Source organism: Jannaschia sp. S6380 (genome assembly GCF_023015695.1).
Classification (GTDB): domain Bacteria; phylum Pseudomonadota; class Alphaproteobacteria; order Rhodobacterales; family Rhodobacteraceae; genus Jannaschia.
The window spans coordinates 1053711-1068905 of record NZ_JALKAS010000001.1 but is presented as its reverse complement, the minus strand read 5'-3'; the positions used below and the strand labels follow the sequence as shown (position 1 = coordinate 1068905).

The window sequence follows — 15195 nt, the reverse complement described above, 5'->3', positions numbered from 1 at the left end:
AACAGGGGCGGAGAATATTTCGCGTAAGACAACGAATTTTTGCACTTATTACGTCGGTATCCCCGCGTGGGTTGTCAGGGCGGACAGGAGATCCCCGACGCGGGGTGCCACGCCGGGGAGGGGCCGGCCCGCGGAGAGGACGCGGACCGGCAGGGGATGTGCGTCAGGTCTCGAGCATGCCCGCGTCAATCGCCGCCTGTAGCTCATCGGCACTCAGTACGCCGTCGGCGTCGGTGTCCATGCTGGCGAACGCGTCGGCTGTGACCTCGGGATAGGCCGCCTGCAGTTCCTCGAGCGAGACGTTGCCATCCCCGTCCGCATCCTGCGCGAAGGCGGGGGCGCCCATCAGCAGAAGCGCGGCCGTGACCGTGGTAAGCTTGTTCATCTGTCTTCTCCCTGTTGGTTGGGTTCGACGCGATTTCCGCGTCGGGGAGAGTTGGCCATGCCGAGCTGTCCGGTGTGAGGGGCGGGTCGCGACCGGGCGCTTTCGCGCGCGCCACCGCCCCTTCGGCCATCGCCTTTCGGCACCGATCCGCGCGGCCAAACGGGCGCGGGCCGGACTGGCGGGAACGCTCCGCCGACCATGCCCCCAACCGGCAGGCCCCCGCCTGAGAGGCCTGCCTCCGAGTCGTATCGGACCTGCGCGAGGGACCGCCGAGCGGGGCGCCACGACCTGCGGGAACTGGCTTATGCGATGGGTCGCACGGACCCTTGTCGGCTGGCCCGGGCACGGACCGTCGGCATCTATCCCATCAGCCCCGGCAGCCACAGGACGATCCCCGGGAACGCAATCAGGACGGCGACCGTGGCGACATCGGCGACGAAGAAGGGCGATGCGCCGCGGAAGACGTCCTCGACCGAGATGTCCATCTTCGCATCCTGCGCCACCCCGGCCACGACGAAGCAGTTCAGGCCGATGGGCGGCGTGATCAGACACAGCTCCGCCATCTTGACGACTATGATGCCGAACCAGATCGCTGCCTCCTCGTTCGTCATGCCCAGCGCGCCGGGGGCGTCGCCCACCGCTCCGTTCAGGGCCATGACGGCGGGAAAGGTGATCGGCAGCGTCAGGATCAGCATGCCGATCGCATCCATGAACATGCCCAGCACGACATAGGCCATAAGGATCATCAACAGGATCTGGTACGGCCCCATGTCCAGCCCGGTGATGAAGTCCGCGAATGCCTCGGGCAGCTTGGCGAAGCCCAGGAAGCGGACATAGATCAGCACGCCCCAGATCATCGCGAAGATCATCACCGTCAGCTTCGCCGCCTCCATCAGCGCGCCGTGCAACTGCCGCCAGCGCATGCCCTGCCAGACGGCCATCGCCAGCACCACACCCGCGCCCAGCGCGCCGGCCTCGGTCGGCGTGGCCCAGCCGAAATAGATCGAATAGACGATGATGAAGACCACCAGCAGGATCGGCAGCGCGCCGGGCAGGGCGGCGAACCGCTGACCCCAGGTGAAACCGCCCACCGCCGGTCCGAGGGACGGGCGCAGCCGCGCCAGGCCGATCACCAGCCCGGCATAGATCAGGGCCGAGACGAGGCCCGGCAGGAACCCCGCCAGCAGCAGCTTGCCGACCGATTGCTCGACGATGATGGCGTAGATGACCAGGATCGCCGAGGGCGGGATCAGACTGGCCAGCGTGCCGCCCGCCGCGACCACGCCGGCCGCGAAACGCTTGTCGTAGCCCTCGCGCAGCATTTCGGGGATGGCGATGCGGGCGAAGACTGCCGAGGTCGCGACCGACGCGCCCGAGACGGCCGCGAACCCCGCGGTCGCGAAGACGGTGGCCACGCCCAGGCCGCCCGGCGTCCAGCCGATCCAGCGTTTCGCGGCCTCGAACAGGTAGCGGGTCAGCCCGGCGTAATAGGCCAGGTAGCCGATCAGGATGAAGGTCGGGATCAGCGACAGCGCATAGGACGTCGCCTTGGAATGGGGGATCTGCCCGGTCAGCTTGGCCGCCGTCACCAGCCCCCGGTCGAAGCCCTGTTTCTGCATGAAGAAGGCACACAGGCCGATGAAGCCGATGAAGGCCGCGGCAAAGGCCACGCGCACGCCGATCAGGACCAGCACCAGCAGCAGGCCCGACAGCCACAGCGACAGCTCGAAGATGGAGACATCCACCAACAGCGCCTTCATGTCCACGAACCGGTCCATTCAGTCGGCCCCGGCGACCGAGGCCGCCTCCTGGCTGGCGAGTTCGGCGGGGTCCTGCGGCAGGGGCACGGCCACGATCCGCTCGGCCCCGGTGCGGAGTCCCCGCCCATAGGCCCAGATCTGCAGCGCCAGCCGCAGCCATAGGATCACCAGCGCGACTGGCACCGCCATCTTGGCCGGCCAGAGCGGCAGCGCGATGTCGATCGAACTGTCGGTGGACCAGTTCGGCGCATTCCAGTCGAAGGAGCGCAGGAAATGGAACCAGGTGCCGTAGATGAGCGCGGTCGTGACCAGAAGCATGAACACGACCGACAGGAACTCGAACAGCCACAGCATCCGGCGCCGCAGCCGGCCGACGATCAGGTCCATCCGGATATGCCCGCCCTCGCGCTGCACATAGGCCAGGCCGAGAAAGGCGAAGACGGCCATGAACTGCTCGGTCCAGTCGATATAGCCCGGGATCGGCATGTTCAGAAGCTTGCGCAGCAGCACGTTGGCGATGGCCAGCAGCACCAGCGCGAAGATCGTGACGCCAGAGGCGAGGTTCAGCGCCGCCTCGACGCGCAGCAGGGCCCGATCGCCGCGCGACAGGCGCGTGTCGTCCGTCAGGACGTTGGAGGATGTGGCCATGGAACCTCGCGCGGGTGGGGCGCGCGCCCCCGGGCTATCGGGGACGCGCAGGATCTATGGCCTGACCCGTCGCGTACGGGTCCTGCCGGGGGCGGTCAGCTCGGCGCGTTCGCCTCGACGGCCTGAATGGTCAGGTCGTAGAGTTCCTGGCCGGGCAGGCCGTTGGCCGTCGCATCCTCGATCCAAGCCTCGTGGATGGGCTGGGCGCCTTCGCGCAGGCGCGCGATCTCGGCCTCGTCCACGGTGACCTTCTCGACGCCCTTCTCGGCCAGTGTCGCCTCCCATCCCTCCAGAAGCACGGCGTAGTTCTCGAGATAGTGCTCGATCGCCCGCTCGGCGGCACTCGCCAGGATGGCCTTGTGCTCGTCCGACAGCGCCTCGTAGGCATCGGTGTTGACCACGACGGGGCAGTTCACGGTGCCGGGGTTCAGGTTCTCGGTCCACCAGTCGGCGATGTCGATCGTGCCGAAGGACAGATGCGCATGCTGGGCGAAGGCGACCGCGTCGACCACGCCCGATTCCATCGCGTTGTAGGCCTCCGTCGCCGTGACCGACGTCGGCACCGCGCCCACGCTCTCCATGATCTCGCCGATGCCGCCGGTGGCGCGCACGCGCATGCCGTCGAAGCTGTCCACGGTGGTGCGCGGCTCGCCGGTGCCGACGATGTTGTATTGCGGCATGGGGCTGGTCATCAGGATGCGGGCGTTCCACTGCGCCATCTCGTCCTGCACGGCGGGGTGGTCGTAGACGGCGCGGGCGACTGCGACTTCCTGCTCCAGGTTCTGGACGCCCAGGAAGGGCAGCTCCAGCACGGTGATCGCGCGGTTCTTGTCGCGGTGATAGCCCGCGCAGAACTGCGCCATCTCGAAGGCGCCGATGCTGATGCCGTCCAGGTTCTCGCGGTTGTTGGACAGGCCGCCATAACTCACGTTCATGGTGAAGTCGCCGCCGGATTCCTCGGCCACGATCTCGGCCATGCGCTCGATATGTTCGGTGAAGGCGCGACGTTTGCCCCAGACCGAGACGTTCCATTCGACCGCGACGGCTTCGGATGCGAAGGCGAGGGTCAAGGCGGCGATCGACGCCGTGGACAGATACTTCATAGTGGGTCCTCCCGTGTGCCGCGCCGGTTCAAATCGCGCGGTTCCCGGCGCAGGCTAGGTCAGGGGTGCGCACCGGGCAAGGGTTGAAGGACCGCGCCCGTCATGCGACGCCCGTGCGATGAATGCTTTGCGCGAAAAGTTGGCGACCGGGGCGGTGACGCGGGGCCTGTGGCAGAACCTGCCCGGCCCCGAGGCCGCCGAGATCGCGGCGCGTGCCGGGTTCGACTGGCTCGTCATCGATGGCGAGCACGGGCCCTGGGATCCGGGCGACATCCGCCGCCGCCTGATCGCGGCGCCTGATGCGATCCTGCGCGTGCCGGCGAACGAGGACTGGCTGCTGAAGCAGGCGCTGGATCTCGGCGCGCGCACCGTCCTCGTGCCGATGGTCGACGACGCCGGGGCGGCGGCGCGCGCGGTCGCGGCCTGTCGCTATCCGCCCGAGGGCGTGCGCGGCATGGGGGCCTTCGTCGCGCGGGCGGGGATGTATTCGCTCGATGCCGCCTATGCCGGGCGCGCGAACGCGGAGGTTTCGGTCTGGGTGCAGGCCGAGAGCCGGGCCGCGCTGGACGCGCTGGAGGCGATCTGCGCCGTGCCGGGCGTCGACTGCGTGTTCCTCGGACCGGCCGACCTGGCCGCCGACATGGGCACCGACGCGGCGGATCCGGCGGTGCATGCCGCGCTGACGGATGCGATCACCCGGATCGCGGCGGCGGGCCCCGTGCCCGGCATCTTCGCCGCCGACCCCGACCGCTGGATCGGCGCGGGCGCCCGCGCGGTCGCGATGGGGTCGGACGCCGTCGTCCTGGCGCAGGGTATGCGCGCGCTTTTATGACCATGGCGCGGACGCTGGCCGCGCGCGGAATCCGCGCGACGTGGGAGGTTGCGACCGGGCACCTGCCAGAGCTTCGGATCGGCGGCGCGCCTGTCCTGTGGGCCGCACCATGGCGCGCGGACCCGGAGGTGCAATCCGACGCGCGCATTCCACTCGTCGACCGGCGATTGGGTGGCACCTTCGTCTGCGCCCCGTTCGGCCGTGACGACGTGGATGGTGGACCGCCGCACGGGGCACCGGCGAACCGGCCCTGGCGCGTGCTTCGTGCCGGACCCGCTGCCGTTCGCGCGACCTGCGCCTTCGCGCGTGGGCACATCACGGCGACTATCGCGGTCCGCGACGATCATCCGGTGCTGTACCAAACCCATGTTCTGGACCTGACCGCGCCGGTGACTTTCGCCCACCATCCGATCTTTCACCTGGCCGGCGGCGGCCGGATATCCGCACCACCCCCGCGCGCGGTGTTGACCTTCGCGTCCGAGGTCCCGTTTCTGACCCCGAACGCACGGTCCGATGCCTGGATCGTCGATGGCCGGGATGTCCGCACCTATCCCGAAGGCCAGGCCGAAGATTTCGCGACCATTGTCGCCGATCCCGGGCTCGGTTGGACGGCGCTCAGGCGCGAGGCCGAGGGCGACACGATCCTGACGCTGCGCCGAGCGGAGCAGTTGCCCGTCACGAACCTGTGGTTCTCGAACGGTGCGCGCGGCGGCATCTGGTCGGGATCGGACGGTCTGCTGGGCATCGAAGACGGTATCTGCGCCGGCGCCGAAGGTTTCGCCACCGCGCTGTCCGGTCGGTCGCGGGTCGCGGCCGAAGGCGTGGCCACGGTGCTGCGGGAAGGGCGCCATGTCATCCCGCATGCCATATTACGGCTTCCGGGCCATCACGATGTGCGCTCCGTGGCCCCGGTGCCGGACGGCCTGTGCATCGCGACGACGGCGGGCGAACGCATGATCCCCTTCGACGAAGGACATTTTCGATGATCCTGATCGACGCCGATGCCTGCCCCGTCAAACGCGAGATTACGGAAACGGCGCTCCGCCGCAACATCCAGGCGATCTTCGTCGCCGGCAGCTATCTGCGCCTGACCGAAAATCCGCTTATCCGCCTGTTCGTGGCCGGCGAGGGGTTCGACGCGGCCGATGACGCCATCGCCGCTGTGGCCAAGCCCGGCACGGTCACCGTCACGGCCGACATATTGCTGGCCGAGCGGGTGCTGAAGGCCGGGGGTGCGGCGCTGGATCCGCGGGGGCGGGAGTTCACGCCCGAGAGCATCGGCGAGACTGTGGCAACCCGCGACCTGATGCATGAGCTGCGGCCGGGGATGGAGGGCATGACCGGCGGGCAGGGGGGCGGGCAGCGGCCGTTCGGCCCGCGCGACCGCGCGGCGTTCAAGAATGCGCTTGACCGGATCCTGACGCGAATGGCGCGCGATCCGGCCTAGCGGTTGCCGCGGGGCACGAAGCGCCCGGCCTCTGACGCGGCCAGTTGCAGGGCGCGGGACTTGTTGACCGTCTCCTGCCATTCGGCGTCGGGGTCGCTGTCATGGACCACGCCGCCGCCGGCCTGAACGTAAAGCTTACCGTCCTTCACCACGCCCGTCCGCAGGGCAATGCACATGTCCATGTCGCCCCCGGCCGAGAAATAGCCGACACCGCCGCCATAGACGCCGCGCTTTTCGGGCTCCAGCTCGTCGATGATCTCCATCGCCCGCACCTTGGGCGCGCCCGACACCGTCCCCGCCGGCAGACCGGCCAGCAGCGCCGACAGGGCGTCGTGATCGGCCGAAAGCTCACCCACCACGTTCGAGACGATATGCATCACGTGGCTGTAGCGTTCGATCACGAAAGTCTCGGTCGGGCGCACGGTGCCGGTCTTGGCTACCCGTCCCACGTCGTTTCGGCCCAGGTCCAGCAGCATCAGATGCTCGGCCCGCTCCTTCTCGTCGGCCAGCAGTTCCGTCTCCAGCGCGCGGTCCGCATCGGGCGTGGCGCCGCGTGGCCGGGTGCCGGCGATGGGGCGGATGGTAACCTCCTCGCCGAAGACGCGGACCAGGATCTCGGGGCTCGCCCCGACGATCTGGAACCCGCCCATGTCGAAATGGAACATGAAGGGCGACGGGTTCGTCCGCCGCAGCGCCCGGTAGAGCGAGAACGGCGGCAGCGGAAAGTCGTAGGTCCAGCGTTGCGAGGGCACGACCTGGAAGACGTCGCCCGCGGCGATGTAGTCGCGCGCCCTCTCGACGGCCGCCTTGTAATCGACCTTGGTGAAATTCGAGACCGGATCGCCCAGGTCGAACGGCTCGGCCATGTCGCGCGGCTCGGGCACGGCGCGGCCCAGCGCGGCCAAAGCGTCCTGCAGCCGTTCCGCGGCCCGGGCATAGGCCGCGCGGGCCGTCCCCTCGCCCCGGTTCCAGACCGGCGCGACCAGGATCACCTCGCCCTTCACCCCGTCCAGAACCGCCACGACCGAGGGACGCATCAGCATCGCGTCGGGCAGGTCCAGCGGGTCGGCGTTCACGTCGGGCAGGCGTTCGACCAGCCGGATCATGTCGTAGCCCAGATAGCCGAACAGCCCCGCACAGGCCGCGGGCAGATCGTCGGGCAGGGCGATCCGGCTTTCGTCCAACAGGCGTCGGATCGCCTCCAGCGGTTCGCCCGCATCCTCCCAAGCCGAGGGGTCGTATCGGGCAGCGCGGTTCACGCGGCTGGACGTGCCACGGCATTCCCAAATCAGGTCGGGGCGCATGCCGACGATGGAATAGCGGCCGCGTACCTCGCCCCCCGTGACCGATTCCAGCACGAAGGAATGCGGCTGCGCCTCGGCCAGCTTGAGCATCAGGCTGACCGGCGTGTCGAGGTCGGCGGGCAGACGCATCCAGAGGATCTGGTTTTCCCCCGATGCGAAGCCGGCCTCGAAGGTCGCGAAATCGGGGGCGATCATCTCAGCCGCCCAGCTGCGTCTGGATGGCGGCAAGGGCTTGCGCGTCGATCTCGAACCCCGCCTCGGTCTGGATGGCGCGCCGGTATCCTTCGAACAGGTCGCCCGCGATCTCGGTGCGGGTCTGCGACACGATGGCCTCGCGCAGGTTGGCGGCCTCGCCCGTGCTCAGATCGGCCGCGTTCACCGCGTCGACGCGCACGACATAGGCGCGCTGGTCGTCCCCCTCGAAGGCGAAGACCTCGCCGGGTTCGGCGGCGAAGACGCGGTCCAGAAGGGCAGGGGGCGTGCCTTCGAGCGGCGCGTCCCGCACGAGGCCGGTCAGAACCTCGGGGGGGCCGGCGATGTCGCGCGTCGGGTTCCGGGCCAGTTCGGACGCCTGCTCGAACAGGCGCCAACGGCGCGTGTCGGCCGTCCAAGCCAGCTCCACCTCCTCGCGGATCTCCTCCAGCGGGGGAGTGGTGGGCGCGATGACCTCGTCCAGACGCAGTGCGAAGAGGCCGCCATCGGCCAGTTCCAGCAATTCGGGAAAGTCGCCCGCCTCGACGGACTGCACGGCGGCGCGGAACGCCTCATAGCCCGCAATGCCGTCCGAGACCGTGGGATCCCATTCCATCTTGCCGACGATCATGTCGGTCTCGCCGCCCAGCTCCTCCAGCGTGGCGCCGCCGGCCAGCAGGTCGTCGATCCCCTCGCGGGCGGCGGCGATGCGGCGGCGGGCGGCTTCCATGCCAAAGCTGCGGGCAAGGTCGTCGCGCACATCCTCGAACGGGATCTCCGTCGCGTCGAGAACCGCGTTCACGCGGTAGATCGCCGGACCCAGATCCGTCTCTACCGGGCCGACCAGGCCCGGCTCGTCGAGCGCGAACAGCGCCTCGCCCAGCGGGGCGTCCAGGTCGTCGCGGGCCAGTTCGCCCTGGTCCACATCATCGAGGGTCAGCCCACGCTCCGCCACCAACGCATCGAACGTGATCTCGCCCGCGTCGAGCGCGGCGCGCGCCTCGGCCGCCTCGGTCCCATCGGCGAAGGCCAGGCGCTCGGCCAGCACGCGCGCGGGCTGACGATATTCGTCGGCGCCCTGCTCATAGAGGTCGCGCAGCGCGTCCTCGTCCATCTCGATCTCGCCGGCCAGACGGTCGGGTGCGAGCCACGCATAGGTGATCGCGCGCCGCTCCGGCGTTTCGAACCGCTCGGGGTTCTCGTCATGAAAGGCGCGAAGGTCGTCCTCCGTGGGCGCCACGGTTCCGCCCGGCAGGTCGGCCTCGGTGACCGTGGCCAGGGTGATGTCCCGGCTCTCCGCGATCCAGGCGGCCATGGCGTCGGCATAGGCGTCGGGCACCGCAGTTCCCCCCACGACGGCCGCCTGCAGCAACTCGCGGGCGATCTCGTCGCGAACGCGCGCCTCGTAGCGGGCCTCGTCCAGGTTGGCGTTGTCCAGCGCGAAGCTGTAGCCCTCGCGGTCGAACGTCCCGTCGACACCGCCGAAGGCGGGGTTCTGCCGGATCCGTTCCACCACGACGGCATCGCCCACCGACAGTCCCACGCGGTCCGCCTCGTGCTCCAGCGCGGCGCCGGCCAGCAATCGCTCCATCACCTGCCGGTCGAGCCCGAACATCTGCATCTGCTGCAGCGTCAGGCGCTGGCCCGTCTGCTGTTGCAGGCGCGCCTGTTCGGACTGGATCGCGTTGGCATAGTCCTGGACCGTGATCTCGCGGTCGCCGACCCGCGCCACGCTCGTCAGCGAACCGCCGAAGCCGCCGATCCCGAATCCGCCAAGTGCCAGCACCAGAAGGCCCAGGATCGCCCAGACCAGGGCGTTCGACTTCTTCTTGCGACGTTGCTCGGCCATGATGCCCCCTTTGGTGGTCCGCGCGTTGATAGGGTGCGTGCCGAACGGGGGCAAGCGGGGTCAAGGCGCGCCGCGCGACACCTCCGCCAAGCGGTCGAACAGCGTCGTGATGCCGGCCAGATCGGCGTTGGCAAAGGCGATCCGCAAAGTCGCCTCGGCACGGCCCGTCCCGCCCTCGGCGCGCAGCGGTCCGAACATCGTGCCCGGCAGCACCAGAAGCGACGCCCGCCGGACCAGATCGCGCGCAACGTCGTCCGACGGGGCGTCGAACGGGTGGCGGACATAGGCGAAATAGGCGCCGCAGCCCAGCAGCGTCCAGTCGGGCAGGGCCGTAAACCCGTCGATCATCGCCGCACGCCGGGCCAGGATCTCGCGCCGTTCGCCGGCGAGCCAGTCGGACAGGTTCTCCATCCCCCAGAGCGCCGCGCGCTGGCCGATGCTGTTGGGACAGATCGTCACCGTGTCGAGCCATTTCTCGACCTCGGCCAGCCGTGCGGGCGAAGCGCAGATCGCGCCGACCCGATGTCCGGTCAGGCGGTACGCCTTCGAGAAGGAGTAGAGCTGGATCAGGGTGTCGTCCCAGTCGGGATCGGCGAACAGGTCGTGCGGGGCGCCGTCGCGCGCGTCGAAATCGCGATAGGTCTCGTCGACGATCAGGGCGATGCCGCGCGACCGGGCCAGGTCGCGGAACGCCGCCAGGGTCGCGGCCGGATATTCCACGCCGCCGGGATTGTTCGGGCTGACCAGCACGATCGCCCGCGTCCGGTCGTCGATCAGCGCGGCGGCCGCTTCCGCGTCGGGCAACAGGTCCGCGCCGGCCTCCAGTACACGGGGGGCGACACCGGACATCTGCAGCCACATGCGATGGTTGAAGTACCACGGCGCGGGCAGGATGACGTTGTCGCCGGGGCCGGCCAGCGTCGCGATGGCGGCGGTGAAGGCCTGGTTGCAGCCCGACGTGATCGCCACCTGCGCGGGCGCGACATCGCCGGAATAGGCGCGCGACCAGTCGGCGGCGACGCGCGCCCGCAATTCCGGCAGTCCCAGGACCGGGCCGTAAAGATGCGCCTCCGCGTCCGTCAACGCGATCTCCGCGATGGCGCGGCGCAGCGGCTCCGGCGGGGGATCGGCGGGCGCGGCCTGGCTGAGGTTCAGAAGCGGCCGGTCCGCGGGGAAGGCCACCCCCTCGATCCAGCGGCGCGCCTCCATCACCGGCGGAGCGGGCGTCGCGGCCAAGGTCGGGGTCACTTGCATCGTCGCCTCCTCCGGCGGGGACTCGTCAGGCCGCGCGGACATGGCGGCGATGGATCTCGTCGGCCCGGACCAGCAAATCCGGCCGCGCGCCGGTTTCGTCGGTCCGGGCCAGCCAGTCGCGCGCCGCGTGCCGTTCGGCCACGATCAGCGCGTCGATCAGCGGTTGCGGCTCGCCCGTCTCGCCACGTTCGGAAATGGTCTTCTTGCGCTGGGCGAGCATGTCGGTCGCCTGCGCGATTTCGCGCGACAGGTCGCATCCCGCCACCAGGCTGGACATGTCCATCGGCGGCATTCCCTCGCCCCGCAGCCGCATCCAGCGCAGCGCGAGCGCCGGACGCAAGCAATAGAAATACCGCTTCAGGCGGATGCCACCCGCCGGTCCCGCCAGCCGCGACAATTGCCGCTCCATCAGCGACAGGTAGTGCCAAGTGACGGGGCGACGCGAAAGTGCCGCGCGGCAGAAGCTCTCGAGATCCGAGACCGCCACGGGATCGGCACGGTAGACGATTGGCGACTGCAGCCATTCCGCGACCACGGCGTTGGAGCGCATCGCGAGGCCGATCGTCTTGGCCAGGTCCCAGCCCGGGACGTCAAGCTCATCGTCGATCGGTTCTTCGATCACGTCGCGTTTCCGGGCGAGCGACAGGTGCCAGTCGACCGGGCGGACATAGATAAACCGCACGTCGTAATCGCTGTCGGTAGAATGGAAGCCCCAGGCACGGGAACCCGACTCGACGGCGAGGAGGACGCGAACGTCCTCCGTCCTTTCGATCCGGTCGATCTCGGCTGCGATCTTCGCGCGCATCCCCGTCGAAACCGGGGCGGCTCCCTCGGCGTGCGTGTCCACCCCGCTCAGAACGGGATCTCGTCATCCATGTCCGAGGGGCCGCTGCCGCCGCCATAGCCGCCCTGCGATCCGCCGCCGCCGCCGTAATTGCCGCCGCGGTCGTCATAGCCGCCGCCACTGCCGCCGCCATATCCGCCGCCGCCGCCACCGCCACCGCCTTCGCCGCGGCCGTCGAGCATGGTCAGCGTGCCGTTGAAACCCTGCAGCACGACCTCGGTCGAATAGCGGTCGGCGCCGGATTGGTCCTGCCACTTGCGGGTCTGCAACTGCCCTTCGAGATATACCTTGGAGCCCTTCTTGAGGTACTGCTCGGCGATGCGCACCAGCCCCTCGTTGAAGATCGCGACCGAATGCCATTCGGTCTTCTCCTTGCGCTCGCCCGAGTTCTTGTCGCGCCAGCTCTCGGACGTGGCGATGCGCAGGTTGCATACCTTGCCGCCGTTCCCGAAGGTCCGCACCTCGGGGTCACGGCCCAGATTGCCGATCAGGATTACCTTGTTCACGCTGCCGGCCATCTCGCCCCTCGTCTCTCGATTCCCTCGGCGCACCTGAGCACCGAGGGGTTAACTAAAGGTGTCGTCGGCGAAGCAAAAGCGAAAACCCCGCCCCCGCCTTCGGGCCCCAGGCTTGGCCCGGAACCGATTCTCCGTTAACGATTTCCCCGTGCGGACGGTCCGGCAACAGGGGCGCCGACGGGATATGGAACGGACAGGGTGTTGATCGGTATGCGTTTCTTTTGCCTCGGCGCGATTTCGCTCGCGGTGTTCCTGCCTGACCTGGTTGCGGCGCAGACGTTCTCGACCCGCTCGCGGACCGACCTTTTCGCCAACCAGACCGCGCTCATGGATCGCCGCCTTTCGTCGCAATACGCCCATTCCCGACGTCTGCTGCCGACCGCGCCCGAGGCGGCCACCGCGTCCGCGGGCGAGGCCATCCCGCGCTATCGCGGCAGCCAGCGGTCCGAATATGTCGGCCCGGCGCGCGACGCGGCCCGCCGCCATGGCATCCCCGAGGATCTGTTCCTGCGGCTGATCCGCCAGGAATCGGGCTGGAACCCGGCGGCGGTGTCGCGCAAGGGCGCGCTGGGTCTGGCGCAGCTCATGCCCGGCACGGCCGCGCGGCTGGGCGTCAACCCGCGGGATCCGCGACAGAACCTGGAAGGGGGCGCGCGCTATCTTGCGCTGCAATATCGCAAGTTCGGCACCTGGCGTCTGGCGCTGGCCGCCTACAACGCGGGACCCGGCGCGGTGGAACGTCACGGTGGCATCCCGCCCTATCGCGAGACGCAGGGCTACGTCCGCGCCATCATGGGCCGCGGCTGACGGGCCATTTCAAGGCAGCAGGCCGGTGCCCTGCAGGACGCCATGTTCCAGCGCATAGCGCGTCAGGCCGGCGGTCGACGAGATGCCCAGCTTGCGCTTGAGGTTCTTGCGGTGCGTCTCGACCGTGCGAACCGAGATGTCGAGATCGTGCGCCACCTGCTTGTTCGACCGGCCCTGCGCCAACAGCAGCAGGATGGTCTGCTCGCGCGAGGTCAGCGGTTCCGATCCGTCGGCGGCAGGCTGGACGGCGCTCTCGGCCCCTGGGCAGAGGTACCGCCCGCCGTCGCGGACGACGTCGATCGCGCGGCGGATCTCCTCGGTGGGCTGGTCCTTGAGGCAATAGCCCGCGGCCCCGTGGCGCAGGGCCGTCGCCACGTATTCCGGCGCGTCGTGCATCGACAGGATCAGGACCGCGATCTCGGGGTGGCGTTCGCGCAGGATCTCGGTCGCGGCCAGGCCGTTCATCTCGGGCATGTTGAGGTCGAGCAGAATGACATCGGGGCGCAGCCGGTCCGCCTGCTCGATCGCCGCCCGCCCGTTCGACAGCGTGCCCACGACGCGGATGTCGTCATAGGTCTCCAGCAGCGCGCGGATGCCATCCGCGACCATCGGGTGGTCGTCGACGATCAGGATGCGGATCGGATCTGACATGGCCGCGCCTCCTAGCGTCATTCGGCGGCGTGGGGAACCGCCTCGCCGCTGTCGGGGGGCAGCAGGTGGGTCAGCGGAACGCTCGCCTCGATCACGGTGCCGCGCCCATCCGCGTCGGGACCGATGCGGAGGATGCCGTCGAGCTGTTCGATCCGCTCGGCCATGTTGCGCAGGCCCAGGCCGCCGGTCCGGCGTGCGATGCCGCGCCCGTCATCGGTGATGCGCAGGGTTGCGCCCCGGCGATGTCCGAACAGCCGCACGGTGACGTGGCGTGCGGCGGCGTGCCGCTCGATATTGGTCAGCGCCTCCTGTGCGATGCGGTAGAGGGCGGTCTTCGCCTCGATGTCGAGGCGGTTGCGGAAGACGACGGTGCGGAACTCCACCCCGATGCCGGTCCGGGTCTGGAATGCCTCGCAGAGCGACTTGAGCGCCGGACCGAGACCGAGGTCGTCCAGGACGTCGGGGCGCAGGTCCTGGCTGATCCGGCGAACCTCGCCAAGGGCACCTTGCAACCCTGCGATGGCCCCGTCGAGCGCGCCCCTGGCCGCCGGCTCGCCCCGCGTGGTCAGGCGGCGCGCCAGTTCCAGCTTGTAGCGGATGCCGACGAGGAGCTGGCTGATCGAATCGTGCAGCTCGCGCGCGACGCGGCCGCGTTCCTCCTCCTGCGTGTCGAGGACGCGCTGCGTCAGCTGCTTCAGCTTGGCGTCCGCGAGCCGGCGCTCGCGGATCGTGATCAGGCAACCGGACGCGAAGACCAGCAGCAACGCCGCGAGTGTGATGCCCCCGATCCACATGAACTGCGTCGTGACCCGCGCCCGTACCTCGGCGCGCGCGATGGCCCCCTGCGCCAGCACGTCGTCGAGAAACACACCCGTGCCGATCGCCCAGCGCCAGTCCTGCAGGCCCATGACATAGGTCATGATCGTCGCCTCCTCGCCGGTGGAGGGCTTTCGCCATTCGTAGGTGTGATACCCGGATCCCGCCCGCGCCAGCTCGATCAGGCGGTCGGTCACGGGCACGCCGGCGGCATCCGTCATGCCCGACCAGTCGCGCCCGATGAGCCAGGTCTGGCGCGGGGCCACGATGTTGGTGCCGTCGTAGTCGTAGACGAAGAAGAACCCGTCCTGGCCATAGACCATCGCCGACAGGATCTGCGTGACGCGCAGCTTGGCCTCGGCATCGTCGGGCGCGGCGTTGCCGTAGATGGTGATGAAGGCCGTCCGCGCTAGTTGCAGGTAGTTGCGCAACTCGCGCCGCTTGGCCTGGATCATGGTCGCTTCCAGCTGGGCGATCTCGCGCGCGGCGGTTCGCTCGGACTGGATGGCGACCATCGCGGCGATCGCCGCCGCCGCAAGGATCAGTGGCACGGTCGCCAGCGCAAAGAGCGATTGGCCGTAGGACAGGCGGGGCAGGCGCATGGGATGCGATTAGACCCCAACCGCACCCCGAGCGCCAGCGCATCGCGCGCGCCCGGTGCGGGGGCCTACGTGTTTTCGGGTATTTGACTCCGTCCCGTCGATCACTAACGTCGCGGCACGCCCCGCAAAGGGGGCCGTCGTCCTGCCGGGAGGGTGGGAAGACCAAGAAATCCAACAGGGGGG

Annotated in this window: 15 protein-coding genes; 4 read left to right on the top strand and 11 right to left on the bottom strand. The window is 69.3% G+C overall.

The features are described from left to right. Nucleotides 1-163: 163 nt before the first annotated feature. From MWU52_RS05535 to MWU52_RS05520, 4 genes are all read right to left on the bottom strand, one after another. Entirely contained in the window at nucleotides 164-385 is a 222-nt protein-coding gene (locus MWU52_RS05535) for an EF-hand domain-containing protein (RefSeq protein WP_246950173.1), read from the bottom strand. 359 nt (nucleotides 386-744) lie between these two features. Further along, nucleotides 745-2163, bottom strand: a complete 1419-nt coding sequence (locus tag MWU52_RS05530; protein ID WP_246950172.1) for a TRAP transporter large permease — start codon at nucleotides 2161-2163, stop codon at nucleotides 745-747. Next, on the bottom strand, nucleotides 2164-2793 hold the full coding sequence (locus tag MWU52_RS05525; protein WP_246950171.1) for a TRAP transporter small permease: 630 nt from the start codon (nucleotides 2791-2793) through the stop codon (nucleotides 2164-2166). A 95-nt stretch (nucleotides 2794-2888) separates the two neighbouring features. Further along, nucleotides 2889-3896: a C4-dicarboxylate TRAP transporter substrate-binding protein gene (locus MWU52_RS05520; RefSeq protein ID WP_246950170.1), complete on the bottom strand. Its 1008-nt coding sequence runs from the start codon at nucleotides 3894-3896 to the stop codon at nucleotides 2889-2891. Nucleotides 3897-4014: 118 nt separating this feature from the next. On the opposite strand from MWU52_RS05520, the gene MWU52_RS05515 reads away from it, so the two are divergent. From MWU52_RS05515 to MWU52_RS05505, 3 genes are read left to right on the top strand one after another with little or no spacing between them, the layout of a single operon-like run. Then, a complete protein-coding gene (locus tag MWU52_RS05515) occupies nucleotides 4015-4728 on the top strand; it encodes an aldolase/citrate lyase family protein (protein ID WP_246950169.1) in 714 nt (237 codons plus the stop codon). Nucleotides 4729-4730: 2 nt separating this feature from the next. After that, a complete protein-coding gene (locus MWU52_RS05510) occupies nucleotides 4731-5714 on the top strand; it encodes a hypothetical protein (RefSeq protein WP_246950167.1) in 984 nt (327 codons plus the stop codon). Further along, a complete protein-coding gene (locus MWU52_RS05505; RefSeq protein WP_246950165.1) occupies nucleotides 5711-6175 on the top strand; it encodes a DUF188 domain-containing protein in 465 nt (154 codons plus the stop codon). Before MWU52_RS05510 ends, MWU52_RS05505 begins: the two co-directional genes overlap by 4 nt. Here the strand turns inward: MWU52_RS05505 and trpE are convergent. Genes trpE through MWU52_RS05480 form a run of 5 tightly spaced genes read right to left on the bottom strand, consistent with a single transcriptional unit; the run spans nucleotide 6172 to nucleotide 12136 of the window. After that, the gene (trpE, locus tag MWU52_RS05500) at nucleotides 6172-7674 is read right to left on the bottom strand and encodes an anthranilate synthase component I (RefSeq protein ID WP_246950163.1); all 1503 of its coding nucleotides are present in this window, start codon (nucleotides 7672-7674) and stop codon (nucleotides 6172-6174) included. The two genes, MWU52_RS05505 and trpE, sit on opposite strands and share 4 nt — an antisense overlap. Before the next feature lies 1 nt (nucleotide 7675). After that, nucleotides 7676-9520 carry a peptidylprolyl isomerase gene (locus MWU52_RS05495; protein ID WP_246950161.1) on the bottom strand — a complete coding sequence of 615 codons (1845 nt, stop codon included), beginning with the start codon at nucleotides 9518-9520 and terminating at the stop codon, nucleotides 7676-7678. A gap of 60 nt (nucleotides 9521-9580) precedes the next feature. Beyond that, complete coding sequence (locus MWU52_RS05490; protein WP_246950159.1) at nucleotides 9581-10774, bottom strand: aminotransferase; 1194 nt, start codon at nucleotides 10772-10774, stop codon at nucleotides 9581-9583. 25 nt (nucleotides 10775-10799) lie between these two features. Further along, nucleotides 10800-11579, bottom strand: a complete 780-nt coding sequence (locus tag MWU52_RS05485; protein WP_246950158.1) for a nucleotidyltransferase domain-containing protein — start codon at nucleotides 11577-11579, stop codon at nucleotides 10800-10802. Between the two features lie 47 nt (nucleotides 11580-11626). Next, nucleotides 11627-12136, bottom strand: coding sequence for a single-stranded DNA-binding protein (locus MWU52_RS05480; RefSeq protein WP_246950157.1), 510 nt, complete (start codon nucleotides 12134-12136; stop codon nucleotides 11627-11629). A 210-nt stretch (nucleotides 12137-12346) separates the two neighbouring features. Here MWU52_RS05480 and MWU52_RS05475 point away from each other — a divergent pair, with 210 nt between their 5' ends. Next, nucleotides 12347-12943, top strand: coding sequence for a lytic transglycosylase domain-containing protein (locus MWU52_RS05475; RefSeq protein ID WP_246950156.1), 597 nt, complete (start codon nucleotides 12347-12349; stop codon nucleotides 12941-12943). A 9-nt stretch (nucleotides 12944-12952) separates the two neighbouring features. Here MWU52_RS05475 and MWU52_RS05470 read toward each other — a convergent pair whose 3' ends face one another. Together MWU52_RS05470 and MWU52_RS05465 are read right to left on the bottom strand one after the other, a co-directional pair. Next, nucleotides 12953-13594: a response regulator transcription factor gene (locus tag MWU52_RS05470; RefSeq protein ID WP_246950155.1), complete on the bottom strand. Its 642-nt coding sequence runs from the start codon at nucleotides 13592-13594 to the stop codon at nucleotides 12953-12955. A gap of 17 nt (nucleotides 13595-13611) precedes the next feature. Next, on the bottom strand, nucleotides 13612-15012 hold the full coding sequence (locus MWU52_RS05465; protein WP_246950154.1) for a cache domain-containing protein: 1401 nt from the start codon (nucleotides 15010-15012) through the stop codon (nucleotides 13612-13614). Nucleotides 15013-15195: the final 183 nt, after the last annotated feature.